This window comes from Bacillus sp. CH140a_4T (assembly GCF_008923725.1).
Lineage (GTDB): Bacteria > Bacillota > Bacilli > Bacillales > Bacillaceae_G > Bacillus_A.
On sequence record NZ_WBPF01000022.1, the window covers coordinates 16,154 to 40,502 of the forward strand.

Annotated in this window: 29 protein-coding genes; 13 read left to right on the forward strand and 16 right to left on the reverse strand. The window is 37.0% G+C overall.

What is annotated here, in order from left to right:
• Positions 1–93: 93 nt before the first annotated feature.
• Positions 94–1,470, forward strand: coding sequence for a glycine--tRNA ligase (locus F8162_RS26290; protein ID WP_060488162.1), 1,377 nt, complete (start codon positions 94–96; stop codon positions 1,468–1,470).
• A gap of 37 nt (positions 1,471–1,507) precedes the next feature.
• Here the strand turns inward: F8162_RS26290 and F8162_RS26295 are convergent, their stop codons facing one another.
• Positions 1,508–1,891, reverse strand: a complete 384-nt coding sequence (locus tag F8162_RS26295) for a hotdog fold thioesterase (protein ID WP_001140606.1) — start codon at positions 1,889–1,891, stop codon at positions 1,508–1,510.
• Between the two features lie 95 nt (positions 1,892–1,986).
• On the opposite strand from F8162_RS26295, the gene F8162_RS26300 reads away from it, so the two are divergent.
• Together F8162_RS26300 and F8162_RS26305 are read left to right on the forward strand one after the other, a co-directional pair.
• Positions 1,987–2,730, forward strand: coding sequence for a DUF3298 and DUF4163 domain-containing protein (locus F8162_RS26300; RefSeq protein WP_151632406.1), 744 nt, complete (start codon positions 1,987–1,989; stop codon positions 2,728–2,730).
• A 50-nt stretch (positions 2,731–2,780) separates the two neighbouring features.
• On the forward strand, positions 2,781–3,374 hold the full coding sequence (locus F8162_RS26305; protein ID WP_151632404.1) for a biotin transporter BioY: 594 nt from the start codon (positions 2,781–2,783) through the stop codon (positions 3,372–3,374).
• Between the two features lie 45 nt (positions 3,375–3,419).
• Here the strand turns inward: F8162_RS26305 and galU are convergent, their stop codons facing one another.
• Complete coding sequence (galU, locus tag F8162_RS26310; protein WP_151632446.1) at positions 3,420–4,307, reverse strand: UTP--glucose-1-phosphate uridylyltransferase GalU; 888 nt, start codon at positions 4,305–4,307, stop codon at positions 3,420–3,422.
• A 108-nt stretch (positions 4,308–4,415) separates the two neighbouring features.
• Positions 4,416–6,140, reverse strand: a complete 1,725-nt coding sequence (locus F8162_RS26315; protein WP_151632402.1) for a phospho-sugar mutase — start codon at positions 6,138–6,140, stop codon at positions 4,416–4,418.
• A gap of 143 nt (positions 6,141–6,283) precedes the next feature.
• Here F8162_RS26315 and cdaS point away from each other — a divergent pair, with 143 nt between their 5' ends.
• A complete protein-coding gene (gene cdaS / locus F8162_RS26320) occupies positions 6,284–6,889 on the forward strand; it encodes a sporulation-specific diadenylate cyclase CdaS (RefSeq protein WP_001158734.1) in 606 nt (201 codons plus the stop codon).
• 129 nt (positions 6,890–7,018) lie between these two features.
• Here the strand turns inward: cdaS and pepA are convergent, their stop codons facing one another.
• The 5 genes from pepA to F8162_RS26345 form a co-directional block, all read right to left on the reverse strand.
• A complete protein-coding gene (pepA, locus tag F8162_RS26325; RefSeq protein ID WP_151632400.1) occupies positions 7,019–8,503 on the reverse strand; it encodes a cytosol aminopeptidase in 1,485 nt (494 codons plus the stop codon).
• A gap of 146 nt (positions 8,504–8,649) precedes the next feature.
• Entirely contained in the window at positions 8,650–9,276 is a 627-nt protein-coding gene (locus F8162_RS26330) for a 3D domain-containing protein (RefSeq protein ID WP_140386927.1), read from the reverse strand.
• 86 nt (positions 9,277–9,362) lie between these two features.
• The gene (locus F8162_RS26335) at positions 9,363–9,680 is read right to left on the reverse strand and encodes a YuiB family protein (protein WP_000027007.1); all 318 of its coding nucleotides are present in this window, start codon (positions 9,678–9,680) and stop codon (positions 9,363–9,365) included.
• The gene (locus F8162_RS26340) at positions 9,677–10,183 is read right to left on the reverse strand and encodes an NUDIX hydrolase (protein ID WP_151632398.1); all 507 of its coding nucleotides are present in this window, start codon (positions 10,181–10,183) and stop codon (positions 9,677–9,679) included. The genes F8162_RS26335 and F8162_RS26340 overlap by 4 nt, the downstream gene beginning before the upstream one ends.
• Before the next feature lie 123 nt (positions 10,184–10,306).
• On the reverse strand, positions 10,307–11,515 hold the full coding sequence (locus tag F8162_RS26345; protein WP_151632396.1) for an NAD(P)/FAD-dependent oxidoreductase: 1,209 nt from the start codon (positions 11,513–11,515) through the stop codon (positions 10,307–10,309).
• A 462-nt stretch (positions 11,516–11,977) separates the two neighbouring features.
• Here F8162_RS26345 and F8162_RS26350 point away from each other — a divergent pair, with 462 nt between their 5' ends.
• The 3 genes from F8162_RS26350 (at position 11,978) to F8162_RS26360 (ending at position 14,993) form a co-directional block, all read left to right on the forward strand.
• Positions 11,978–12,967, forward strand: a complete 990-nt coding sequence (locus F8162_RS26350; protein ID WP_151632394.1) for an NAD(P)/FAD-dependent oxidoreductase — start codon at positions 11,978–11,980, stop codon at positions 12,965–12,967.
• Between the two features lie 126 nt (positions 12,968–13,093).
• On the forward strand, positions 13,094–13,570 hold the full coding sequence (locus F8162_RS26355; protein WP_151632392.1) for a GyrI-like domain-containing protein: 477 nt from the start codon (positions 13,094–13,096) through the stop codon (positions 13,568–13,570).
• Between the two features lie 175 nt (positions 13,571–13,745).
• Positions 13,746–14,993, forward strand: a complete 1,248-nt coding sequence (locus F8162_RS26360; protein WP_151632390.1) for an MFS transporter — start codon at positions 13,746–13,748, stop codon at positions 14,991–14,993.
• A gap of 17 nt (positions 14,994–15,010) precedes the next feature.
• Here F8162_RS26360 and F8162_RS26365 read toward each other — a convergent pair whose 3' ends face one another.
• Positions 15,011–15,892: a helix-turn-helix domain-containing protein gene (locus tag F8162_RS26365; protein WP_087959439.1), complete on the reverse strand. Its 882-nt coding sequence runs from the start codon at positions 15,890–15,892 to the stop codon at positions 15,011–15,013.
• 77 nt (positions 15,893–15,969) lie between these two features.
• Here F8162_RS26365 and F8162_RS26370 point away from each other — a divergent pair, with 77 nt between their 5' ends.
• Positions 15,970–16,431: a DUF523 domain-containing protein gene (locus F8162_RS26370; RefSeq protein WP_151632388.1), complete on the forward strand. Its 462-nt coding sequence runs from the start codon at positions 15,970–15,972 to the stop codon at positions 16,429–16,431.
• A gap of 27 nt (positions 16,432–16,458) precedes the next feature.
• Here F8162_RS26370 and F8162_RS26375 read toward each other — a convergent pair whose 3' ends face one another.
• From F8162_RS26375 to F8162_RS26390, 4 genes are all read right to left on the reverse strand, one after another.
• The gene (locus F8162_RS26375; RefSeq protein ID WP_087959437.1) at positions 16,459–16,812 is read right to left on the reverse strand and encodes a YxeA family protein; all 354 of its coding nucleotides are present in this window, start codon (positions 16,810–16,812) and stop codon (positions 16,459–16,461) included.
• 105 nt (positions 16,813–16,917) lie between these two features.
• On the reverse strand, positions 16,918–17,556 hold the full coding sequence (locus tag F8162_RS26380; RefSeq protein ID WP_151632386.1) for an O-methyltransferase: 639 nt from the start codon (positions 17,554–17,556) through the stop codon (positions 16,918–16,920).
• Complete coding sequence (locus F8162_RS26385) at positions 17,543–17,884, reverse strand: hypothetical protein (RefSeq protein ID WP_151632384.1); 342 nt, start codon at positions 17,882–17,884, stop codon at positions 17,543–17,545. The genes F8162_RS26380 and F8162_RS26385 overlap by 14 nt, the downstream gene beginning before the upstream one ends.
• A 125-nt stretch (positions 17,885–18,009) precedes the next feature.
• Positions 18,010–18,198, reverse strand: coding sequence for a hypothetical protein (locus tag F8162_RS26390; RefSeq protein ID WP_151632382.1), 189 nt, complete (start codon positions 18,196–18,198; stop codon positions 18,010–18,012).
• Positions 18,199–18,357: 159 nt separating this feature from the next.
• On the opposite strand from F8162_RS26390, the gene F8162_RS26395 reads away from it, so the two are divergent.
• Entirely contained in the window at positions 18,358–18,921 is a 564-nt protein-coding gene (locus tag F8162_RS26395; RefSeq protein WP_151632380.1) for a GNAT family N-acetyltransferase, read from the forward strand.
• Positions 18,922–19,064: 143 nt separating this feature from the next.
• Here F8162_RS26395 and F8162_RS26400 read toward each other — a convergent pair whose 3' ends face one another.
• From F8162_RS26400 to F8162_RS26410, 3 genes are all read right to left on the reverse strand, one after another.
• Positions 19,065–19,418 carry a HesB/IscA family protein gene (locus tag F8162_RS26400; RefSeq protein ID WP_000573829.1) on the reverse strand — a complete coding sequence of 118 codons (354 nt, stop codon included), beginning with the start codon at positions 19,416–19,418 and terminating at the stop codon, positions 19,065–19,067.
• 41 nt (positions 19,419–19,459) lie between these two features.
• Positions 19,460–20,326, reverse strand: coding sequence for a diaminopimelate epimerase (gene dapF / locus F8162_RS26405; RefSeq protein ID WP_151632378.1), 867 nt, complete (start codon positions 20,324–20,326; stop codon positions 19,460–19,462).
• A gap of 244 nt (positions 20,327–20,570) precedes the next feature.
• Positions 20,571–20,810, reverse strand: coding sequence for a YuzB family protein (locus F8162_RS26410; protein ID WP_000595025.1), 240 nt, complete (start codon positions 20,808–20,810; stop codon positions 20,571–20,573).
• Positions 20,811–21,230: 420 nt separating this feature from the next.
• Here F8162_RS26410 and F8162_RS26415 point away from each other — a divergent pair, with 420 nt between their 5' ends.
• The 4 genes from F8162_RS26415 (at position 21,231) to F8162_RS26435 (ending at position 24,326) form a co-directional block, all read left to right on the forward strand.
• Complete coding sequence (locus F8162_RS26415) at positions 21,231–22,301, forward strand: NAD(P)/FAD-dependent oxidoreductase (protein ID WP_151632376.1); 1,071 nt, start codon at positions 21,231–21,233, stop codon at positions 22,299–22,301.
• Between the two features lie 234 nt (positions 22,302–22,535).
• Positions 22,536–22,709: an aspartyl-phosphate phosphatase Spo0E family protein gene (locus F8162_RS26420; RefSeq protein WP_151632374.1), complete on the forward strand. Its 174-nt coding sequence runs from the start codon at positions 22,536–22,538 to the stop codon at positions 22,707–22,709.
• Positions 22,710–22,885: 176 nt separating this feature from the next.
• Entirely contained in the window at positions 22,886–23,545 is a 660-nt protein-coding gene (locus F8162_RS26430; protein ID WP_151632372.1) for an ATP-binding cassette domain-containing protein, read from the forward strand.
• Positions 23,529–24,326, forward strand: a complete 798-nt coding sequence (locus F8162_RS26435; protein WP_151632370.1) for an ABC transporter permease — start codon at positions 23,529–23,531, stop codon at positions 24,324–24,326. The genes F8162_RS26430 and F8162_RS26435 overlap by 17 nt, the downstream gene beginning before the upstream one ends.
• Positions 24,327–24,349 lie beyond the last annotated feature (23 nt).

Here is a 24,349-nt window from a genome sequence, read left to right on the forward strand (position 1 = left end):
TTTTTATGTTTTCTAAAGCATATACTGCTCGTTTCATAAGTTACCTGAGCACGTCATCGCCAATACGTTAACTTTCAAAAGGAGGATTTTCTTATGTATTCAATGGAACAAGTTGTAAACTTAGCGAAACATCGCGGTTTTGTTTTCCCTGGTTCTGAAATTTACGGTGGTCTTGCAAACACTTGGGATTACGGTCCACTTGGAATCGAATTAAAAAATAACGTTAAAAAAGCTTGGTGGAAAAAATTCATTCAAGAATCTCCACATAACGTTGGTTTAGACGCAGCTATTTTAATGAACCCAAAAACTTGGATCGCTTCTGGTCACGTTGGTAACTTCAACGATCCAATGATCGACTGTAAAAAATGTAAAGCGCGTCACCGTGCTGACAAATTAATTGAAGATGCATTAGATGCAAAAGGCATCGAAATGGTTGTTGACGGTCTTACTTTCGACCAAATGGCTGACTTAATGAAAGAACACGAAGTAAAATGTCCTGATTGCGGTAGCCAAGAGTTCACTGAAATTCGTCAGTTCAACTTAATGTTCAAAACATTCCAAGGTGTTACAGAGTCTAGCACAAACGAAATCTTCCTTCGTCCTGAAACAGCACAAGGTATTTTCGTAAACTTCAAAAACGTACAACGCTCTATGCGTAAAAAGCTTCCATTTGGTATTGGCCAAATCGGTAAGAGCTTCCGTAACGAAATCACGCCTGGTAACTTCACATTCCGTACACGTGAATTCGAACAAATGGAACTTGAATTCTTCTGTAAGCCTGGTGAAGATTTAGAGTGGTTTGCATTCTGGCGTGAAACTTGTAAGAACTGGTTACTTTCACTTGGTATGACTGAAGAAAGCATGCGTCTTCGTGACCACGGTGAAGAGGAACTATCTCACTACAGTAACGCAACAACTGATATTGAATTCAGATTCCCATTCGGTTGGGGCGAACTATGGGGCGTAGCATCTCGTACAGACTTCGATTTAAAACGTCACATGGAACACTCTAATGAAGACTTTAACTATATCGATCCACAAACGAATGAGCGTTACGTACCGTACTGCATCGAGCCATCTTTAGGTGCTGACCGCGTAACATTAGCATTCTTATGTGATGCATACGAAGAAGAGCAATTAGAAAACGATTCTCGTACAGTTCTTCGTTTCCACCCTGCTTTAGCACCATACAAAGCAGCTATTTTACCATTATCTAAAAAGCTATCTGAAGGTGCTACTGAGGTATTCGCAGAATTAGCTAAAGACTTCATGGTAGACTTTGACGAAACTGGTTCTATCGGTAAACGTTACCGTCGTCAAGACGAAATTGGTACACCATTCTGTATCACTTATGACTTCGACTCAGTTGAAGACAAAGCTGTTACAGTACGTGACCGTGACACAATGGAACAAGTTCGTATGCCAATTAGCGAACTAAAAGGTTTCTTAGAGAAGAAAATCCAGTTCTAATTATAAGAAAAAGAGGCGCTCTATTGAGCGCCTCTTTTTACTTTTCACGTTTTTCTTTAATTGCTACTGTACATCTTGATATGCATAGTAAATCATCATTCTCATCAATGATACGCACATCCCAAACCATCGTTGAATGTCCTCTATGTATCGGTGTCCCGATCGCTGTTACAATTCCATCTTTCTTTGAGCGAATGTGATTTGCATTAATTTCTAAACCGAAACAAATACATTTCTCTTGATCAATTAAATTGTATGAACCAACGCTTGCTACTGTTTCCGCTAGCGCAAGAGATGCACCACCGTGTAAAAAACCAAATGGCTGATGCGTACGCTCATCTACAGGCATCGTAGCAACCACCTTATCTTCTGTCATCTCTAACAACTCAATTCCAAGTGAATCCATTAAAGTTTTTGCCATATCGCTTCCCCCTTCTCTTACTTTAATTAAATGTATAATTTTACCTGTTTATTTTCAAACTACTTATAACACTTATATAAGGAGGTTTCACCTAAATGAAACAGAAATTTTGTATACTATTGCTTATGCTCTCCTTGCTGACTATTGTACCAAATTGTGCACTAGCAGCCAAAGCATCCAACCTGACAATCGATGTTCAGACTGTAACACAAAAAGGTAAGAAACCTTATATAGAATATCAAATTAACAGACCTTCGTTTCACAATTTTTCCGATTCTAAATTTCAAAATAAGCTCAATTTCTATTACAAAAAGTCTACTGACAAATTTAAAACGAAATTAGAAAAAGACGCAAAAAAATATTATAAAGAAACAGAAGGATCTAGTACACCATTTCATCCGTACGTGGCGAATGTTGATTATAAAGTCTCCTTAAATAAATTACCGTTTCTCAGCCTATATGTGAATTACTATCAATATACAGGCGGAGCACACGGTCTTTATACGTGGAAGGCAAACACATTTGATTTAAAAGAAAAAAAGTTACTACACTTAGACGATTTATTTCAACAAGAAGATACATATAAAGAAGTAATCCGTGCTGAGATTGTAAGACAAATTAAACGAAATGAAAGCATTTATTTTCCCGATGCAACTGAAAAGGTCATGAGTACGAAAAAGTTCCACTTCTTTTTAGAACCAGATAATCTCGTCATTTATTTCCCTTTATATGAGATTGCTCCTTATTCAAGTGGAATTCCTCAATTTCGTATTCCGTATACGTTGCTAAGAGAGTATTTGAAGCCTTCTTATCAAAATATTTTAATTGACAACAAGTAAATATTTTCGCTACGATAATGTTAACCTAAAAACAACATGAGGTTAACATTATGAGGGGATTTCATGTTTTAGATTTAGCATTAGCTGCCATGTTCGTTGCACTTATGGCCATTGGTGCAAATATTGTATCTTGGGCACCATTCCTGCAGGTAGCGGGAGTCCCATTATCTATGCAACCATTTTTCGCAATTTTAGCAGGGCTTCTTCTTGGAAGTAGACTTGGCGCATTATCAATGACAGTTTACATGCTTGTCGGAGTAGCAGGTGCGCCAATCTTCGCTAACTTCAAAGCTGGATTGGGGGCACTTTTAGATCCTACTGGTGGTTTTATTATCGCATTTATTATTGTTGCTTACGTATCCGGAAAACTAGTAGAACAAAATGAAAAACCAACATTTCGTACATTTGCACTTGCCTCTTTCACAGGAATCATTTTAACGTATATTATCGGTACTACTTATATGTACGGGGCAGTCAATATTTTCATGGGTGGTAATATGAGTTATAAAACAGCTTGGATGATTATGATGTGGTTCGCAGTAAAAGATATTGTGTTTACAATTATCGGTGCTATTATCGCACCTCGCATATACTATGCTGTACGTCGTTCCGCTTATCAGCATTCTCACTCGACGATTTCATAATAAAAAAGAGTTATTTCAGTGTACTGAAATAACTCCTTTTTTATATTAAGACTCTTGATTCGTATGTTTGTCTAAAATTTTCTGCATCATCGTAACCATGTCATCACGTAATTCTGGGTGTTGCAGAGCCATTTCAATTGTCGTTTGAACGAATCCTAACTTTTCACCTACATCGTAGCGCGTTCCTTCGAAATCGTAAGCGAATACACGTTGAATTTCGTTTAAGTTTTGGATTGCATCTGTTAACTGAATTTCGCCACCAGCACCAACATGTTGCTGTTCTAAGAACATGAAGATTTCAGGTGTTAAAACGTAACGTCCCATAATTGCTAAGTTTGAAGGCGCTGTACCTGCTGCTGGTTTCTCAACGAAATTGCGAACTTGATAACGACGTCCTTCTTGCTCTAATGGATCAATAATTCCATAACGGTGTGTTTCATCTTCTGGAACCGTTTGTACACCAATAACAGAAGAAAGCGTTTTATCATATTCTTCAATTAATTGACGTAAACATGGTTTTTCAGCTTGAACGATATCATCACCTAATAAAACAGCGAATGGCTCATCACCGATGAATTTACGCGCACACCAAACTGCATGCCCTAATCCTTTTGGTTCTTTTTGACGAATATAGTGAATATCTACCATTTTTGAAGAAGCCTGTACTTTTTCAAGTAACTCATACTTTTTCTTTTCTAATAAGTTTTGCTCTAACTCAAATGCATTATCAAAATGATCTTCAATAGAGCGCTTCGTTTTACCAGTAACGATAATAATATCTTCGATTCCTGATTTTATTGCTTCTTCTACAATGTATTGAATAGTTGGTTTATCTACTATCGGTAACATTTCTTTTGGCATTGCTTTTGTAGCTGGTAAAAAACGTGTTCCTAATCCAGCTGCTGGGATTATCGCTTTTCTTACTCTTTTCATCACAAAATACCCTCTCTTCTGTCAGAATCAATAACGATTATTTCCTTACATAGAATAAAAGGGAGGTTTCACTCCCTTTTGTTCTCTACTACTTAAAATTACTTTATATTATAAACGATTCATAATATCTTCTTTAATAGTAAGTAACTTTTGTTCACTATTTTGTAAAGAACTATCTTGTACACCAAAGTAGAATTTGATCTTCGGTTCAGTTCCAGATGGACGTAGGCAGAACCAAGAACCATCTTCTAACTGATATTTTAACACATTTGATTTCGGTAAGTGAATCTCTTCTTTATGTCCATCTTGTAAAGATGTAACGATGCTCGCTTTATAGTCTTCAACTGCTACAACTATTAAGCCCGCTACTTCTTTCGGAGGGTTTTCACGGAATGTTGCCATCATCTCTTGGATTTGTTCCGCTCCATCTTTTCCTTTTAGCGTTAACGATACAAGATCTTCACGGAAGAAACCGTACTTCGTAAATACTTCTAATAGACCATCGTATAACGTTTTACCTTGTGATTTGTAGTATGCAGCTACTTCACATGCAAATAGAACAGATTGTACTGCATCTTTATCACGGCAGAATGGACGGATTAAATAACCATAGCTTTCCTCATAACCGAATTGGAATTCGTATTGTCCGCTTTCTTCATACTGTTTAATTTTCTCACCGATAAATTTAAACCCAGTTAACGTATCAACTGTATCTAAACCGTATGCTTTCGCGATTGTACGACCAATTTCAGACGTTACGATTGTTTTTAATACAACACCGTTCTCTGGAAGCGTTCCGTTTTCTTTCTTTTGAGATAATAAGTAATCAAGCATTAATGCACCTGTTTGGTTACCAGTTAATACTTGGAACTCACCATCGTGATTACGAACTGCTACGCCTAGGCGGTCTGCGTCAGGATCCGTTGCGATTAATACATCTGCGCCTACCTTCTCACCGTCACGAATTGCATACTCAAACGCTGCATGCTCTTCTGGGTTCGGTGATTTTACTGTAGAGAAGTTTGGATCTGGTAACTCTTGCTCTTTTACAACTGTTACATCTGTAAATCCAACTTCTTCTAAACCACGGCGTACAGAAATATTTGATGTTCCATGTAGTGGTGTAAAGACGATTTTTAAGTCTTTCCCAACATTTTGTACCATTTCTTTATTAATAATGACATTGTTCAATTCTGCAGCATATGCATCATCTACTTCTTGTCCAATAATATGTAATAAACCGTCAGCTTTTAATTGCTCCACATCGGCAACCTCAACTGTTAACTCATCTTCTACTGCATTTACGTAGCTAATTAACTCATCAGCTTCTTTTGGAGGCAACTGCCCACCATCTTCACCGTATACTTTATAACCGTTATATTCCGGCGGATTATGGCTTGCCGTAAGAACGATTCCACTTACTGTATGTAAATAACGAACTGCGAAAGAAAGCACTGGCGTTGGACGTAAGCTTTCAAACACATATGTTGTAATACCGTGTGCACCAAGTGTAGCAGCTACTTCCATTGCAAATTCAGGTGATTTATGACGAGAATCGTACGCAACAACAACACCGCGTTTTTTCGCTTCTTCACCTAATTTTTCAATAAATTTCGCTAATCCTTGCGTTGCTTTACGAACTGTATATACGTTTAAACGGTTCGTACCAGCACCAAGTTCACCACGCATACCACCTGTGCCGAATTCTAGATTTTTATAAAAGCTGTCCTCGATTTTTTTCTCATCTTGCTTCATGTTTTCTAGCTGTTCTTTTAATTCTGCATCTAATTCTGCATAGGAAAGCCAGCGACTAAATTCTTGTTTCCAGTTCATGTTTCTATCTCCTCTCGCTTGTCTTACCTTTATTATATGAAAAAAACAACCTGTATCTCAATATTTTTTACAATCTAACAGGATTTTACTAGTAATATTTGTATACACTATGGTTAAATACTCCACTAAAGGGAATGAGGATTATGCAAGAATGGGGCTTGTCAGAAGAGCTCAAAATACAAACAAAGCAAATGATTGAAATCGCTGAGAAAGAATTATCAATTATGAGGCAAGCAATTGATAAAGAAGATGAATGTATTTTGTGCAAAATGGAAGATATTCATCATATGTTAGCAAACGTACAAACATTGGCAGCTACGTACTATATTCAAGCGTATTTATCACCTTATACGGAAAGCTCACATTCTATTACAGCAACTGTCCAACATTTAAGCGCCCGAAAACACGGGGCTCTTATTGTTGTGGAAAGAAACGAGCCGCTTGACTCTCTCATTCAAACTGGAACAACACTACATGCTCATTTAACCTCACCGTTACTTGAATCCATTTTCTATCCAGGTAACCCTCTTCATGACGGAGCCGTTCTCGTTAAAAATAATCATATCGTTTCAGCTGCCAATATTCTTCCGCTGACGAAAAGCACAGAAGTTGATCCTGAGCTAGGGACACGGCATAGAGCTGCAATTGGCTTATCAGAAAAAAGCGATGCCCTTATTTTAGTTGTCTCTGAAGAAACAGGTCGCACTTCATTCGCTTTAAATGGGACGTTATATACGATTTCTTTATAGGGTTAATCTTTTACTATAGAACAGTACAATAGGAAGTGAAATTATATCGACTTACCGACAAAAGCTTCCCATAGTCATACTAATAAAAAAGGCTGTTCCATAATGTTGGAACAGCCTTCTCTTATGATTTTATTCTTCTCCGAAACGTTCAACAAGTGTTGCAAGTGTACGCACCATTGCACCTGTTGCTCCAGCTGGTCCTAAATCATGCGCTCCTGATGTTTCAGATGTTCCAGCGATGTCTAAGTGTACCCACGGTGTATCTTCAGCGAATTCACCTAGGAATGTACCTGCCATAACTGCATGCCCTTCACGGCCTGGTGAGTTATTTAAATCAGCAAATTTACTGTTTCGAACGCGTTCTTTATCACGGTCAAAAATCGGTAATTGCCAAATTGATTCATCTGTTTCCATAGATGCCTCTAGCACTTGCTCAAACAACTCTTCATTGTTTGTCATTGCGCCTGTCGTATGATTTCCAAGTGCAACAATTACACCACCTGTTAATGTCGCAACATCAATTAGATAGTTTGCACCTAATTTTTTAGCATACGTAATACCGTCAGCTAACGCTAGGCGACCTTCTGCATCTGTATTTAATACTTCAATTGTTTTTCCGCTCATAGATGTAATTACATCGTCTGGCTTAAATGCTGTACCACTTACAACGTTATCAGTTGATGGAATAACAGCGATCACATTTTGCTCTGGGCGAAGTTCACCGATAATTTCCATCGCACCTAATACAGACGCAGCACCGCCCATATCACCTTTCATACCGACCATGCCTTCACGCGGTTTTAAAGAATAACCACCTGTATCGTATGTGATTCCTTTTCCAACGAATCCAATAACATCTGTCCACTCTTCTTTTCCTTTATAAATAAGAGCGATCATTTTTGGTGGCTCTGTACTACCTTGGTTTACTGCAAGTAACGCACCCATACCAAGCTCTTCCATCTCTTCTTTCTCAAGAACTTTATAATCCATATCATACTTCTCCGCTAACTCAACAGCATACTCAGCAAGCTTTGTCGCTGTTAATACGTTTGGCGGCATATTTACAAGTGTACGAGCTGAATTTGTTGCATGTCCATGTACGTAGCCAACTGTTAATGCAGCTTCAATTTCTTGTACATCTTCCGCTGTAATAGCCGTGAACTTCTCTAATTCCACACGATCCTTTTTATCTGATTTATACGTTTCTAATTCATATGTACCAAGACCTTGTACTTCTGCTGCAATATGCGCTACATCAATCGCATCTAGTTTCTCTGTTACGAAAGAATCAAGTAAGATTGCTGCATCTTGTACTTTTGCTACTTGTAACGTTTTAAACGCCTTACCAAGAGCCGCACGCAATGTTTCTGTCGTGTAAGACTCTTTCTTACCTAAACCAACGAAATAATAACGTTTCACATTTGTTTTTCCTAAACTATGTACTTTTGAAATAGCTTTCTTCTTAGTAGAAAGTTCTTTCTCTTCTAATAAAACTTGTAGTTGTCCTTCAAACGCTTTGTCCAGTTCTTGTACAAAACTACTCGTTTTCTCTTCTTCAAATAAGGCAACAATTACCGCTTCATGGCTTGCTAATTCTTTTTGTACTTGAAACATGTTCAGACCCCCTAAATTTCTCTACTCTGCCTTTATTATAACTTTATTTTCGATAAAATGCGACAATTCTAACTTCTGTTACATCCTATATAATCCATATTTCTTCTATTTATGAAATAAAAAAGTCTAGCGTAATTACCACTAGACTATCTTTGTTTTAAATATTGACCGCGAAACACTTGCATCGTTTCGTCTTCATTTAACATCGTTAACTCTTCTTCTGTAAACTTACCATTTCCTATTTTCACTACGTATACATTTACCTTTTTCTTCCCCCACTGGCTATAAACATCTTTCACCGTATCATAATATAAATCAAGACGGTTTCCTTTTATAGCACCGCCCTTATCAGCTACTACACCATACCCGTAATCTGGCACGAATAGAATCGTTCCGATCGGGAATACGCGTAAGTCCGCAGCGATTGTGGAATATAAATCCCTTTTCGCCTTAACACCTGAATATGTAATACCATACTCCGGATGTCCCGGCCTCTTGCCAGTTGACTCAATTCCCGACGTATAACCTGTTGCCGTCATTTCAATTGAACGATATTTAGACCAGTCATTTGCCTGCTCTAAAGCATTTATCACTTCTTTACTCGGAGCAACATTTCTCTTAACTTCTGCTGCATGTACTTCTTTTGCACTCGTTCCCTCATATTTCTTTACAATCTCTAATAAAGAAACTCCTGTGAAAGCATTCCATGTTACGCATAATGCGGATACAAGTAAACAAGTCATCATAATGCGAATACAATATCGTTTTAACATTTTTATATTCCACACTCCTTCATCGTTAATCATTCCCTATACAATGAAGGACTATGCAAAAAAATAATCTCCAAATGAATTGGAGATTAAAACATTTGATATCCGCTTTTCCGAAGTTTCTTAATTACAATTCCAGCTAAGGCAGCACCTACTAATCCAGTAGATAGAATAAACACATCTGCTTGTCCTAAATGCGATACACTTGTCCCAAATGAAGAGAATGTTTCTTTCGGCTTTGAAAAATAATCCCACACACTCGCCTTATTAATAATAAGTATACAAACAATTGGATACACAATAACCATTACCCACGTAGCTCGCAATATCATGTTGAGTAAAAATCCAATTCCAAAAAACAAAATAAAAAATAACATCATTGAAATAAGTAGTACCGGTATACTCACTCTTTCTCCCTCTCCTTCGCATGCGCCGTAAATACATGATAGGCTGTATAACCAAATTGCTCTCCTGGATCTAATGTTTTGTTCATATCAAGATGTAGTTCTGACCTTCCTTCAAACAAATATTTGATAAGTAAAGACGTATTTGGATCGTCTGCAATCGTATCTGGATGTAAAAATGCTACTTCAGACAATTCCTTCTCCTGTACAATAATATTTTCTCCTTCAGGCTCCAAAAGGAAAATAATCATATTATCACTAATCTCATTGCGAATCACGCCCGATCGAACACCAATGATTCCCTTCACATGAGAGACAATGCCTGTTTCTTCTAACACTTCACGTTTCACAGCTTCATCAACCGTCTCACCTTCATTTACAAAACCAGCCGGTAAAGACCATTTTCCTTTTAATCCACTGTATTTTTTCTTAACGAACAGCCACCTGCCATCTTTTGTAGCAACTAAGCCACTGACAGCTAACCACACTTTCCCTCGCTTTTCCATGATGTAATACCCTCCTCTACTAGAACGGACAGAATATTCTTTCTTTTTTATATATTATACTATATTTTTTAAATGAAAAAAGCAGAAACAGCTCTTAGCCGTTTCTGCTTTTTCTCCTATATATTAAAAGAACTTTAATTTACCTTTTTTAAGAACTAATAAAGGTCCACCTAATAAGAATAGGTAACGGTTATCGATAACTTTCTTCATGAAGGAAGCTTTCCAACCTGTTAACTTTTTGCCCATAACAACGCCCATTGCATCGTCATGACCTAAAGAACATACAGATCCTTTATTATCGAATGCGAATTTCTTCATTTCACCTTTACCACGAACTAACACAGTTACGTTGTGTGCAATGTTGTAACCTTGTTGAATTGCGATTTGTGCTGTTGGTGGGTATGGACGGTTAATTTCTTCGTTAATGATTAACGCTGCGTCACCAACCATGAATACATCTTCGTATCCTGGAGCGTGCATGTACTCATCAACTTTTACACGGCCGCGCATTGCTTCAAAGCCAGACTCTTCCACAATACCGTTACCACGAACACCTGCAGCCCAAACTACTGTTTCAGACTTCAGTAATTCAGTATCATCACCGTTTGCAACGATAATACCTTCTTCAGTTGCTTCTTTAATTGCTGTACCGATGCGGAATTCTACGCCTTTTTTCTCAAGTTGTTTTACAGCGTATTCTACTAATGCTGGATCGAAACCTGGAAGTGCTGTTGGAGCAGCTTCTACACAGATGATACGTGCTTTTTCACGTGGTACATTGTACTCTTTGCAAAGTTCAGGAACACGGTTTGCAAGCTCACCTACGTACTCGATACCAGTAAATCCAGCACCACCAACAACGATTGTTACTAACTCATCACGTTGTTCAGTTGCATATTTAGCGAAACTAGCTTCCATATGCTCACGAATTTCACGAGTTGCATTAATGTTAGCGATTGAGAATGCATGTTCTTTTAATCCTGTAATTCCGAATGTTTCTGATTCGAAACCAAGACCGATTACTAAGTAGTCATACTCTAACTCGCCGTCTTTTAAGATAATACGTTTTTCAGCAGCTTTAATTTCTACTACTGTATCTTGTACAAAGTTTACTTTATTTGTATCAATAACGTCTTGAATATCTAGACAGATTTTTTCATCTTGTAATGTACCAGCTGCGCTCTCGTGTAACCAAGTCGCTTGGTAGTGATAGCTGTTGTTGTTTACTAACGTAATTTCAGCTTCATTTACAGATAATGCTTTTTGCAGACGAACAGTCGTAATCATCCCGCCATAACCTGCACCTAAAACTACGATTTTTGGAGTCTTCACCAAATCACAACCCTTTTCTTTATATAATAGTAATGAAAAATAATACCAAGTACTAACAAATCTATTTGTCAAGAATGTGGAATTTCTCACATTCTATATCATAACAAAACGCAGTCAAAAAATCGTACGAATTTTGTCATAGAAATTTAACATAATACTTCCCTATATTAGTCGGTTTTATTCCAGAATTCAAGCGTCTGGAGAATTATCAATATTTTAAAATAACATAGCGTTTTCAAGGGTTTTTCAGCCTTTTTTTCATGTATTTTCCTTTCACCATATTTTATACAATTAAAAAAGCACCTATGCGAAAACTTACACACAATTCAGTCGTTTCCAGAAGTATTATGAACGCAAATATGCTATCATTTATTTGAAAGTGTCATCATTTGCAGGATTTTCGTGTACATATGAACAATATATGAAATCAATATCAAAATTCCATCTATAGGGGGCATGAAAGTGGCAGAAAATCAAAAAGTTTACGACATAACAATTATTGGTGGTGGTCCAACAGGACTGTTCACAGCATTTTATGGCGGCATGAGACAAGCAAGTGTAAAAATCATTGAAAGCTTACCTCAACTTGGAGGACAATTATCCGCACTCTACCCTGAAAAATACATTTATGATGTAGCTGGATTCCCGAAAGTGCGTGCACAAGAATTAGTTGATAACTTAAAAGAGCAAATGAAGAAATTTGACCCAACCGTTTGTTTAGAAGAAGCTGTTGATACGCTTGAGAAACAAGCTGACGGTATATTTAAACTTGTTACGAATAAGCAAACTCACTATTCTAAATCAGTTATTATTACTGCTGGCAATGGTGCTTTCCAACCACGCCGCTTAGAATTAGAAGGTACAACAAAGTACGAAAAGAAAAACTTACATTATTTCGTTGATGATATGAATAAATTTGCTGGTAAGCGCGTCGTAGTATTTGGCGGCGGCGACTCAGCTGTTGATTGGACAATGATGTTAGAGCCGATCGCTGACAAAGTTACAATCGTTCATCGCCGTGATAAATTCCGTGCGCATGAACATAGCGTAGAAAGCTTAATGAATTCTCGTGCAGAAGTAAGCACACCGTACGTTCCAGTAGAACTCATTGGCGATGACCACATTGAACAAGTCGTTCTTCAGCACGTAAAAACGGAAGAAAAAATTATCATCGATGTCGATGACGTAATTGTAAACTACGGATTCGTTTCCTCTCTTGGTCCAATTAAAAACTGGGGCTTAGATATACAAAAAAACAGCATTCTCGTAAACTCGAAAATGGAAACAAATATTCCTGGCATTTACGCTGCTGGTGACATTTGTACATATGAAGGAAAAGTAAAACTCATTGCTTGCGGCTTCGGTGAAGCACCAACAGCAGTAAACAATGCAAAAGCTTACTTCGATCCAAGTGCAAAACTTCAACCAATGCATAGCTCTAGTATGTTTTAATATAGAAATGATAAGAACTCCTTTTACGCAAAAGGAGTTCTTTTATTATTGTGGTACCTTCTCCTTCCAAAATATGTTACACTAAAACAGAACGTACGTTCCGATTAATAAGGGGGAGATTTTAAAATGAAAGAACCGATTATCGTAAAAAAAGAAGCTTTCCAAGCAATCGGCGTTTCAATTACGACGACAAACAAAACAGAGGCATCTACTGAGGGGAAAATTCCACAGCTTTGGAACCGATACTTCCAAGAACAAATGATGCACCACATCCCAAATCAACAAACGAAAGAAACATTCGCTTTTTACTCAAATTACGAATCAGATGAAACTGGTACATATCAATTTACAATCGGCATGCCCGTTTCCTCATTAGAAGACGTTCCTGAAAATATGACAACTGTAGCAATACCTGCTGCTACGTATGCGGTATTTACAACGAGAAAGGGACCAGTTGCTGAAGTCATTTGCGAAGCTTGGGAATATATTTGGAAATGGTCAAAAGAAAACAAGCGTGCTTTTACAACAGACTTTGAGCTTTATGATGAAAAAGCAACAGATCCAACCAACGTACAATTAGATATTTACATTGCATTAGCCTAAACGACAAAAAAGAAGATACCAAATGGTATCTTCTTTTTTGTCGTTAAATAGCCACTGTGCAAATTCATTATTATTGTCTACAATGAGAAAGTGCAGTATAGAAATATTAGAAACTGTATAAAACGATTGTTAATAGGTTTTTTAGTTTAAATTTGTCACATAGAAAGGAAGCAATATGGAGGAACTACAACAAAATAAATCTGCTTTAGAGGGAAGCGGAAAACCGTTATTAAAAAATACGAATTTCCTTTTTCTTTGGGCAGCTACTCTTTTTTCAAGTTTTGCTTTAGCCTTTTTTACTTTTTCACAAACGTGGTACATAGCAAAAACATTAAACCTTGAAGCTTCACTCGGTGTTGTTTTCGTAGCTCTTAGTGTTCCAAGGCTTATTTTTATGATTATCGGCGGCGCTGTAGCTGATAAATTCCCGAAAAAAAACATTATGTTTTACTCTAATATTATTCGTGCCATTCTTGTCGCAACCATCCTCACATGGTTCATCGTAGGTGATGTAACACTATATACATTTGCTTTATTCGCTTTATTCTTTGGGCTTGCTGATGCTTTTTTCTGGTCAGCTGATGGATCTATCTTGCCTGAACTTGTAGAAAAAAGCCGTTTAACACAAGCAAATTCACTTACACAAATGTCAAACCAAGCATCGGTTATCTTAGGCCCTGTACTTGGCGGCATTCTTATCAAATTTACGAACTATGAAACGATCTTTTCAATCACAATTTTATTACTGATCGTCGCAGCCATACTCGTTCAAAAAATACAATTTACGATGCCAGAGCAGCAAAATACAGACAAAGGCATGTTCACTTCTATTAAAGAAGGAATTTTATACGTAAAGGAATCACCATTTCTTTCAACTTTCCTTCTTTGTAGCGCCTTTCTAAACTTATTTTTAATCGGTCCAATGCAAGTCGGTTTCCCGCTTTTCGTTAAAAATGTTCTGCACGGTGATTCTCTTCAGTTTAGTTACTTAGAAGCATCTGTAGGTGGCGGAATGGCAATAGGCGCTGTCATTGTCGGTTTAAAAAATATTAATCGTAGACGTGGTCTATTTTGCATTATCATGATGCTACTGTCTGGTGTGTTCTTCTTATCCATTAACTTTAGCACCGTACTTTGGCAAGCATTATTAGCTGGCATGTTTTACGGTATTACAATCGCAATGGCTATCGTTCCGCTTATGGCGATGATTCAATCGACAGTAAAAGAAGAAATGATGGGACGCGTAATGAGTCTACTTATGCTATCATCCATGGGCTTTATCCCGCTTTCTTATGCATTCACATCAATTGCGCTTGCAATAGGAATTCCGATCGTAACCGTTATGAAAAGCGGTGCAATCGCCGTTATCGTCTTCGTACTATTTGTAGCGATTCGTGTTCCAGTTGTAAGAAAGTTTGATTAACGACTTGGAGTCATGTATTATACGCATGACTCCTTTTTAAACGGATCAAATAACGGTATCCCCTTACTTCTTCTCACAGCTGCTCCCCATTCTAGTCCAACCTCTAAAAATAAATCCCGCACTGTACTATATAAAAGTGCCCTAACATTTTTACGGATTTCCCCGTATTTATACGCTCTCACAACACTCTTTACTCGCCAAATGAAATTTCCATACACTTCTTCATCAGCTAATATTTGCTCCAGTAACACACCTTGCTCTAGTAACCCGCTCTTTTTATATGCAAGTTCCACCTTACTCCAAAATATATTAATCTTCTTCGGATTACGCGTCATCGGCACAAGTGCGTATATAAAAGGCTTCGGTATATCGTGACGGCAATACGTTTCATCAAGCTCGTACGTTACTTTTCTATTCTCTTTTATTTGTGGAATGTTTTTAGAAAGAATTGTTTCCCCCTCATATTTTTGCTCATTTTTACTACAGTCAGCTGCATCATCCTCACTTTCACATGCGGACAGTTTCATACGGTCATCCATGCGGTCAATTGCAGATATAAGAAATACATATAAGTTCGCACTATATCCACCGCGTTTATGTCTTTCTTTTGTCGCAACACGCTTTATAATTCCTAGTTCCTCTAACTTTGCAATTGAGCGGCGTACTGTACGAATACTCTTTCCAACATTCGTCGCAATCGTCTCCATTAACGGACAAGCAACTCCCACTGTTTTCTGTTTCTCATTCACTGCATACTTTCCTAAAAAATGAATAATAGTAGCATCCGTCTTATTTAATTGAAATCGATAGCACTTCAAAACTTGTTTTTGATATGTATTAAACTCTTCTTTACTTCGAAATTCACTATATGGTTTCATTAAGTTATATAAGCTTCCCATTTTTATCACCTCATTTATAGGTAAGAGTCAGGAAGCAAAATTGGCGTGATATTTTAATTTTTTTTGGAGGTGACAATATGATCGTAGTAAGTGCTTGTTTAGGTGGCATCGCTTGTCGGTATGATGGAAATGACAATCTCGTTTCAAAAATAGAAGAGTTACTGCAACAAAAAGATACAGTCCTCATTTGTCCTGAAGTATTAGGAGGATTGCCAACGCCTCGTCCCTCAGCTGAAATTATTGGTGGGAATGGCGATGATGTTTTAGATGGAAAAGCGAAAGTGATGACAAAAGACGGTGAAGATGTTACAGAAGCTTTCGTGAGCGGTGCTTATAAAGCTCTAGAACAAATTAAGAATTTACATCCAGAATATATTATTTCAAAAGAACGTAGTCCATCTTGTGGTAGTTCTACGATTTACACTGGAGAATTTAACGGGACTAAACAAACTGGTTACGGGGTAACAACTGCTTTATTCAAAAGACACGGATTGAAAGTCATTTCAGAAGAGGATTTTGAGAAAGAAAAAAGGAATTGACCCTGTTCGTCAATTCCTTTTTCTTTCTTATTTCGCACCTAATTTTTCTTTCACTTTCGCAGGAAGCTCATCTTTCTTTACTTCTTCCCAAGCTGTTACACCTTTTTTATCTGAGTGATATACACGTAAGAATGCATCTTTACGTAAGTTTTTTTGTGCAGTAAATTCTAATTCTTTCTCTTTACCTTCTTTATCAAAACCTTTTAATTTATATTGGTAATCTTTATACGGCTCACCATTATCAGATTTACCATTATACTCTTTTCCATCTACTGTAATTTGAACATAATACTCGTCTTTACCCATACGATTTAAATCACAACCAACTAATAGGCTTGCAAATACAACTAAAATGCTAAAAAGTGCAATATATCTTTTCATTTCCTTCACCTCATGTGTTTTTCTTATATTGTTATCTTAAAGCCTTAGCTTTAAAGAAAAAATTCAAAAACATGACATGAACATTACACTTTTGTAAGATAATAATTATTTCTTCACTTTAGAAACCGTCATTCCGTCACCAATTGGAATGAGTACGGATTCTAACCTTGGATGCGTTGCTACTACTTCGTTAAACTTCTTCATAACTTCTGTATAACGTTTTTGTTTCGTACTTTCATCAACTACACTACCACCAGCTAAAACATTATCTGTAACAATTACCGCACCTGGCTTCGCAAGCTTAATGCAGTACGTTAAGTAATTTTCATAATTCTCTTTATCAGCGTCGATAAAGAAGAAATCAAATCGCTTATTACCTGCGGTTAATTTTTCAAGACTTTGTAAGGCAGCACCAGTCATATACGACACTTGTTTTCCAAATCCCGCTTTATGTAGATTATGATGTGCTATCTCTGCATATTTCTCTTCTAATTCAAGAGAAGTTAACGTACCTTCTTCTCCAAAACCTCTTGCAAGACAAATGCCGCTATACCCACCTAATGCACCTATTTCTAAAATATCTTTCGTTCCAGAAATGGAAACTAACATCGTTAAAAGTTTACCCGAAGAAGGCGATACCGATATTGGTGGCATTTCGTTTTCTTTTATGGAAGCAATCACTTCATCCAAAAGAGCATCTTGACCACAAAATACTGAATCGATATAACGATTAATTTGTTTCATCAGATGCAGTCCCTTGCTCTAAATTTGCCTTCTCATCTAATGCAGGCGCTTCTTCTGTTTCACTCTCATGTATTTCAAATAGTTGTGTAAACTCATTAATAACCATATCAATTGCCTTTAATTCCCCGATTAAAATTTGCTGAATAGACTGGAATTCTGGCTCACTTAACTGTTGTTTAATTGTCGCTCGTTTCAAATTCATCATTTCTAAAAAGGCGATTGCTCTCCCGCGGCGAAATGTTTTCGGTCCGCGATGATGCGATCCGTCTCTTCCTTTATGACGCTCACCACGGTGGTGTCCTTCTTTCATGAACTTATCTTTTCTCATTTCAAATCCCCTTTGTATACAAAATGTCAAAATAAAAAAGCCATAAGGGGAATGAATTTTATAATCCATCTCTCTTAAGGCTTTTATCCTCTATCTTTTTACTGCTAATTTTTTTTATGTACCTATTACCGCCAATAACGTCTTTCACGCCAGTTTCGCCACTTATCACGGATTTTATCACGTAATTTCCTTATACCGTTTATTACACCTTCTATTATGCATTCTATTATAATATCTATCACAAGGTATCTTATAAATCTAAAAATAGAACCTATAACGTACTTCAATATAAATTCAAAAATATCTTCCAGCATATATCCCCTCTTTCTACCCTTCAATTATAACTGGAAAACAGAGAACTTGAAGCTCAAATAAATGATAAAGAAATTAGAAGTCAATAGATGAAAAGGGATTTCTAAATGATGAATTGAATATATATTTATTGTTTTGTAGCTTTTGAGAGGAGAAATACTATGAATCCTATTTTATTAGATGTTCCGTTACAAATAGAAACAGACAGACTCATTCTTCGAGCACCACTTCAAGCTGGTGAAGGGAATGTAGTACATGAAGCTATTAAAGATTCAATTCATGAATTAAAGCAATGGTTGTCTCTATTCCAGTCCATTCCTACTGTTGAAGAAACGGAAATTCTCCTGAGAAATGCGCATATAGATTTTTTGAAAAGAGAAAGCTTTCGCTATCTTATCTACCATAAGGAGACGAATGATTTTATTGGAACGGCTAGCCTTCACGGAATTGATTGGAAGGTTTCTAAATGTGAAATTGGATACTGGATTAACACCCAATTTAGTGGAAATGGATATATGACAGAAGTAGTAAGTACGTTAATAAACCTTGGATTTCAGTTATTCAAATTTAGAAGGATTGAAATACGATGTGAACGTAATAACACGAAAAGTCGTGCAATCCCTGAAAAACTAGGTTTTGAGCTTGAAGGGATATTACGTAATGAAGATCTTTCAGCTGACGGCAAACAACTAGCTGATACTTGCATCTATGCAAAAATAAATTAGATTTAAACATTCGTTGTGCAACATATCTTGAGGTCGGGTTCTAAATTTGAAAGGCGACGTTTTTGATTTTTTACGACAAAAAAAACCTCCTTAACGATTTTATTTCATCGCTAAAAAGGTCTTTCTCTATTTCTGCTAAAAACTTAGCACTCTTCCGGCTTACCAGCATTCGATGCTGTACGGAAAGATGATCCACATCCGCATGATGCGATTGCGTTTGGATTGTCAATTGTAAATCCGCCGCCAAGCATAGATTGTTTATAATCAATCTTTACTCCTTTAACAATTGGAGCACTTTCTGTATCGATAACAAATTCAACACCGAAAAATTCAAGAACTGTGTCGTCTTCTTTTGGTTCTACTTCAAATCCTAATCCGTAAGAAAGGCCAGTACATCCGCCGCCATGTACAGCAAGGCGCACGTACTTCTCTCCATCTTCAGCATCTTTTAACATATCTTTAATTTGAAAAGCTGCTTGTTCTGTTACTTCAATCATGAAATACACCATCCTTTCTGTTCCCATTCTATTATACATCTTTACGCTTCTATCTTGTACTCATACACTCCGCGGCAAATTACTTCCGCCGGTCCTTTCATTAGCACATTGCCTTCTTCTGTCCATGCAATCATTAAATCGCCGCCAGCTAAATGAACTATAATTTCCTTACCACGTTCCATTTTTCCATTTAAAATAGAGGCTACAACTGCAGCACACGCCCCTGTTCCGCAAGCTTGTGTTACACCAGATCCACGTTCCCAAACGCGGAAGTTCATCTCAGCATCATTCAAAATCTCGATGAATTCAACATTTACTCGCTCTGGGAACATTTCATGTGTCTCCAGGACTGGACCAAGTGTTGTAAGAGGCGCTTGTTCTACATCATCCACAAAAATAACCGCATGCGGATTCCCCATTGAAACAGCTGTAAATGCATAACGATGATTATTGTATAAGAAGTTTTCACGAATATATGGTGTTTCACCTTCACCAAGCATCGGTATTTCTGCACGTGTTAAACGCGGTGCTCCCATATCGATTTTCGCTAACGTAACTTTCCCTTCTTCTACCGTTACTTCCGCCGTCACAATGCCAGCTAACGTTTCAATTGTGAAAACTGTTCCTTCTACTAGTTTATGCTCATACGCATATTTCGCTACGCAGCGTAAACCGTTACCGCAGCTCTTTCCTTCTGAACCATCATTATTAAACATGCGCATTTTCACCGGAGCTACGTCAGATGGACAAATTAAAATCATTCCATCTGCTCCAATACCAGTATTAATATTTGAAACCTTTTCCGCCACAAGAACTAAATCTTCTTCAGGAATTTGTTCTTCAAACATATTTACATATATATAACTATTGCCAAGACCATGCATTTTTGTAAAAGAAAATTGGCTCATTTGTATTCACTCCAAAAATAGTTTGTTATTTTAAGTATAAAATGCACGCTTTTAGAACACAATATGAATGTCCCCCGTTTCTCATATTTGACAACATTTGGCGATGAGCCATTCTTGCACAAATTGTGTAAGAAAAAAGCCCTTCTACAAGGGCCTTTTTTTATTTATATACAATATTATCCTCCCCCGCGAAAGAAGATTTTATCTAATAGAAAAAGAAAAAGGAGTTGCTGATTGCAACACCTTAAAACATTGGATTTTCATCCAAATAATCATATACATTATTAACAAGTTCTTCTACTGTAGCACCTTGTACTACTTCACCATTTACAAGTGCAAACGGTCCTTCAAAACAAATGCCACAATATCCTAAACAACCATACTCCATTACATCTAAATTCGGATCTTTTTCTAATTTCTCTAAAGCTGCTTGTGAGCCACTCGCAAGGTTACCTACACAAAATTCAATTAATGGTTTAATCAAAATTCTCCCCCCTGTACTACAAAACAAATTACCTTCTGACTTTATCCCGATTGGTGCGGACTGATAATCAGTGGATATGGACAAAACCTCCACTGATTAAAGTTTCACTTTATCTATAAGAAGAAAACTAAGCTGTTTCTTGTTGTTTTCGTTATACCTTCTAAACTATTTAGTTACTTCACTATTTCACTTCAAGGTAGATGGTTTTATTTTATATAACATGCTACTCGCAATGAAATAGTAACTAAAAAGGAAAAACAGTTTACTTTACTTTTCTTCTTATTGTACAACAGAGTATTCATTCATGCATTGTTATTTGTTCACAAATTCGATATAATTTGATTGAGTAAAGTCGAAATATTTTATTAATATAAAATTGTGTGATTAGGGGATATTTCAACAGAAAAGGGGTAATCCATCATGAAACACCTCGTAATACTAGGTGGCGGCTACGGTGGAATGAGAATTCTGCAGCGGCTACTTCCAAGCAACCAACTTCCAGATGATGTACAAGTGACATTAATCGACAAAGTACCGTATCATTGCTTCAAAACTGAATATTATGCATTAGTTGCGGGTACTATTTCAGAAACGCATATTCGTATACCGTTTCCCGAGCACCCACGCCTCAATATTCAATACGGCACAATAACAAATATTGATCTCGAAGAAAAAGCTGTTCATCTCGATGGCGGCGAAGCAATCCAATATGATGATTTAATTATCGGTCTTGGCTGTGAAGATAAATACCATAACGTTCCTGGAGCGAAGGAATATACACATAGCCTACAATCGATTGAACAAACACGTAAGACATATGAACAATTAAATAGCCTAGAACCAAACGCAACAGTAGCTGTCGTTGGTGCTGGATTAAGTGGCGTTGAAGTTGCAAGTGAACTTCGCGAAAGCCGTTCTGATTTAAAAATTTACTTATTTGATCGAAAAGATAGAATTCTATTCCCATATCCAGAGAAATTAAGTAGATATGTAGAAGAATGGTTCGTAAAACATAAAGTTACTATTATACGAAACGCTAACATTACAAAAGTAGAACCAAATATTGTGTACAACCACGATGAACCACTTGAATGTGATGCAATCGTCTGGACAGCTGGTATTCAAGCAAATGAAGTTGTTCGAAACCTTCCAGTTGAACAAGATGGTAGCGGACGGGTTGTTTTAACAAAATATCACAATATTCCAAATAACGAGAACGTTTATGTTGTAGGAGATTGCGCAGCACTTCCACACGCACCATCTGCCCAACTCGCTGAAGGTCAAGGAGAACAAATTGTCCAAATATTATTAAAACGTTGGAATAATGAACCACTACCTGATGAACTACCTGTAATTAAATTAAAAGGTGTTCTCGGCTCTCTTGGCAAAAAGCATGGATTTGGTTTACTAGCAAATCAACCATTAATGGGACGTGTACCGAGATTATTAAAATCCGGTCTTCTTTGGATGTACAAATATCATAAGGGTTAATACTTTACAAGCTGTCTACTAAGTAGGCAGCCTCTTTTATGAGTTAAAATATAATTATCTGACACATCTTTCTCAATATGGAGGATGATTTATTTTTCATTTTTATATTAAAAACTATTGATAAACAGTGTATGCTATTTATAAGTTGTTTTATTATTTCCTTTAAGACCGAAGTCATTCGGTCTTATTTTTTTATGTTGTAAATACTTTTACAGGAGGCATTCCATTTCATTTATGAACGTAACGAATCTAAACGATCGAATAGAAGCGAAGAAGCAAGAATTGATCTATCTCGTTGAACAATACGGATTCACTCATCATAAAGTAATTTCTTTCAGCCAAGAATTAGATCATTTACTTAACTTATTAATAGAACTCAAGACGAAGAAAAAACGTTGCTCTTTATAACCGTTATCTTCTCTTTTTTGATACGATATAAAGTGAAACTTTAATCAGCCCTCACCAATCGGGCTTTTACGGGCAGTTGATCCCCCACCTAACTTCTTTGCTTTCGCTGAATTTTGAGGTGGGGGGCTTACTGCCCGGTGAATAGCGGGATAACTAGAATCAGAAAGGAGCTATTTATGTTTATATTAAAAGACGTTACATATAAAGATATACTACACATTCCTTATTTACAGATTCAAAAAGAAAAAATCACATGTATTATCGGTGAGAGTGGGAGCGGAAAAAGTACATTGCTCCGCATGCTAAATGATTTGCAATCTCCAACATCCGGTACAATTGAATATAACGGAAAACTAATTTCTGACTATCCTCCTATGCAATTACGACGTGACGTAGTCATGCTTGGGCAAACACCACCTATTTTTGATGGAACGATTAAAGACAATCTATTACTGGGACTTCGTCTTTCTGAAAAACCATTTCCAAATGATGATGCCTTGCTTAGCGCATTAACGACTGTTAGCTTAGAAAAAAATTTAGAAGACAACGCCGATTCCTTATCAGGCGGGGAAAAACAACGACTTGCTTTTGCACGTATCGTACTTATGGATCCACCTGTTTATTTATTAGATGAACCAACCTCGGCGCTAGATAGCGATACAGAACGCCGCGTTATGAAACAATTTACTACGCTAGCAAGAGAAAAGAAAAAAACAGTTATCTTCATTACACACTCACAACAACTTCCAGAAGAAATTGCAGACGATATTATTGAAATTAGTAAAACAAACGGTGCAACTAGAAAGGAAGTGCTCTCAGTTGAAGGGCGTTATTGAACTCCAAATTTGGCAACTTGCCGCTGCATACATTTTTATTCTTATATTAATTGGACTTGTAAAATTAAAAGGAATACCGCGTGAAAAACAAATTGCACTCGCAACATTCCGTATGACGATTCAGCTCGTACTTGTTGCATATGTCCTTACATACGTATTTGAAAATAGTAATCCATTTTATACAATTGCTCTTATTACTTCTATTACTACCTTTGCAATTTTTAATATTTATAAACGAGTCAATATCCCGATGTCAAAAGACTTAAAACGGGTAGCCGCTCTTTCCATGGTTGCCGGATCAATTGGGCCACTTCTACTATTTATCTTTGTTATTATCGGGCACGACCCTTGGTATGCGCCGCAATATATCGTTCCTATTACGGGAATGTTAGTTGGGAATGCGATGACAGGTGTTTCTCTCGGGGCAAATACGTTCTTAAACAATATGAAATCGCAAAGAGGTCAAATCGAAGGAGCACTTATGCTCGGCGCAACACCGAAAGAAGCCGCTGCTCCACTCATACGCGACGCTTTTGACTCTGCTATTTTACCAACGATCAATTCCATGGTCGGAATGGGAATTATAAGCCTACCAGGCATGATGACAGGACAAATCTTATCTGGTGTATCACCATTTACAGCCATTCAATATCAAATTGCCATTATACTCGGTATTTCTGGAAGTACTGCCTTTGCTGTTATTATCTTCTTGCAGCTTGGATATAAAACATTCTTTAATAAGCGGTGTCAGTTGAAAGAGGTTGACTATAATGCACGGTAAATGAGGCACTGTTCATGGTAAAT

What these genes read in the sequence shown, in the direction of transcription:
- dapF (WP_151632378.1), bottom strand. Translation starts at nt 20,326, where the DNA reads ATGAGCCAATTTTCTTTTACAAAAATGCATGGTCTTGGCAATAGTTAT.
- F8162_RS26315 (WP_151632402.1), bottom strand. Translation starts at nt 6,140, where the DNA reads ATGAACTGGAAACAAGAATTTAGTCGCTGGCTTTCCTATGCAGAATTA.
- F8162_RS26395 (WP_151632380.1), top strand. Translation starts at nt 18,358, where the DNA reads ATGAATCCTATTTTATTAGATGTTCCGTTACAAATAGAAACAGACAGA.
- F8162_RS26360 (WP_151632390.1), top strand. Translation starts at nt 13,746, where the DNA reads ATGGAGGAACTACAACAAAATAAATCTGCTTTAGAGGGAAGCGGAAAA.
- F8162_RS26330 (WP_140386927.1), bottom strand. Translation starts at nt 9,276, where the DNA reads ATGTTAAAACGATATTGTATTCGCATTATGATGACTTGTTTACTTGTA.
- F8162_RS26290 (WP_060488162.1), top strand. Translation starts at nt 94, where the DNA reads ATGTATTCAATGGAACAAGTTGTAAACTTAGCGAAACATCGCGGTTTT.
- F8162_RS26305 (WP_151632404.1), top strand. Translation starts at nt 2,781, where the DNA reads ATGAGGGGATTTCATGTTTTAGATTTAGCATTAGCTGCCATGTTCGTT.
- F8162_RS26385 (WP_151632384.1), bottom strand. Translation starts at nt 17,884, where the DNA reads ATGAGAAAAGATAAGTTCATGAAAGAAGGACACCACCGTGGTGAGCGT.
- cdaS (WP_001158734.1), top strand. Translation starts at nt 6,284, where the DNA reads ATGCAAGAATGGGGCTTGTCAGAAGAGCTCAAAATACAAACAAAGCAA.
- F8162_RS26400 (WP_000573829.1), bottom strand. Translation starts at nt 19,418, where the DNA reads ATGATTGAAGTAACAGAACAAGCAGCTTTTCAAATTAAAGATATGTTA.
- F8162_RS26340 (WP_151632398.1), bottom strand. Translation starts at nt 10,183, where the DNA reads ATGGAAAAGCGAGGGAAAGTGTGGTTAGCTGTCAGTGGCTTAGTTGCT.
- galU (WP_151632446.1), bottom strand. Translation starts at nt 4,307, where the DNA reads ATGAAAAGAGTAAGAAAAGCGATAATCCCAGCAGCTGGATTAGGAACA.
- F8162_RS26430 (WP_151632372.1), top strand. Translation starts at nt 22,886, where the DNA reads ATGTTTATATTAAAAGACGTTACATATAAAGATATACTACACATTCCT.
- F8162_RS26300 (WP_151632406.1), top strand. Translation starts at nt 1,987, where the DNA reads ATGAAACAGAAATTTTGTATACTATTGCTTATGCTCTCCTTGCTGACT.
- F8162_RS26390 (WP_151632382.1), bottom strand. Translation starts at nt 18,198, where the DNA reads ATGCTGGAAGATATTTTTGAATTTATATTGAAGTACGTTATAGGTTCT.
- F8162_RS26415 (WP_151632376.1), top strand. Translation starts at nt 21,231, where the DNA reads ATGAAACACCTCGTAATACTAGGTGGCGGCTACGGTGGAATGAGAATT.
- F8162_RS26380 (WP_151632386.1), bottom strand. Translation starts at nt 17,556, where the DNA reads ATGAAACAAATTAATCGTTATATCGATTCAGTATTTTGTGGTCAAGAT.
- pepA (WP_151632400.1), bottom strand. Translation starts at nt 8,503, where the DNA reads ATGTTTCAAGTACAAAAAGAATTAGCAAGCCATGAAGCGGTAATTGTT.
- F8162_RS26375 (WP_087959437.1), bottom strand. Translation starts at nt 16,812, where the DNA reads ATGAAAAGATATATTGCACTTTTTAGCATTTTAGTTGTATTTGCAAGC.
- F8162_RS26370 (WP_151632388.1), top strand. Translation starts at nt 15,970, where the DNA reads ATGATCGTAGTAAGTGCTTGTTTAGGTGGCATCGCTTGTCGGTATGAT.
- F8162_RS26355 (WP_151632392.1), top strand. Translation starts at nt 13,094, where the DNA reads ATGAAAGAACCGATTATCGTAAAAAAAGAAGCTTTCCAAGCAATCGGC.
- F8162_RS26365 (WP_087959439.1), bottom strand. Translation starts at nt 15,892, where the DNA reads ATGGGAAGCTTATATAACTTAATGAAACCATATAGTGAATTTCGAAGT.
- F8162_RS26420 (WP_151632374.1), top strand. Translation starts at nt 22,536, where the DNA reads ATGAACGTAACGAATCTAAACGATCGAATAGAAGCGAAGAAGCAAGAA.
- F8162_RS26295 (WP_001140606.1), bottom strand. Translation starts at nt 1,891, where the DNA reads ATGGCAAAAACTTTAATGGATTCACTTGGAATTGAGTTGTTAGAGATG.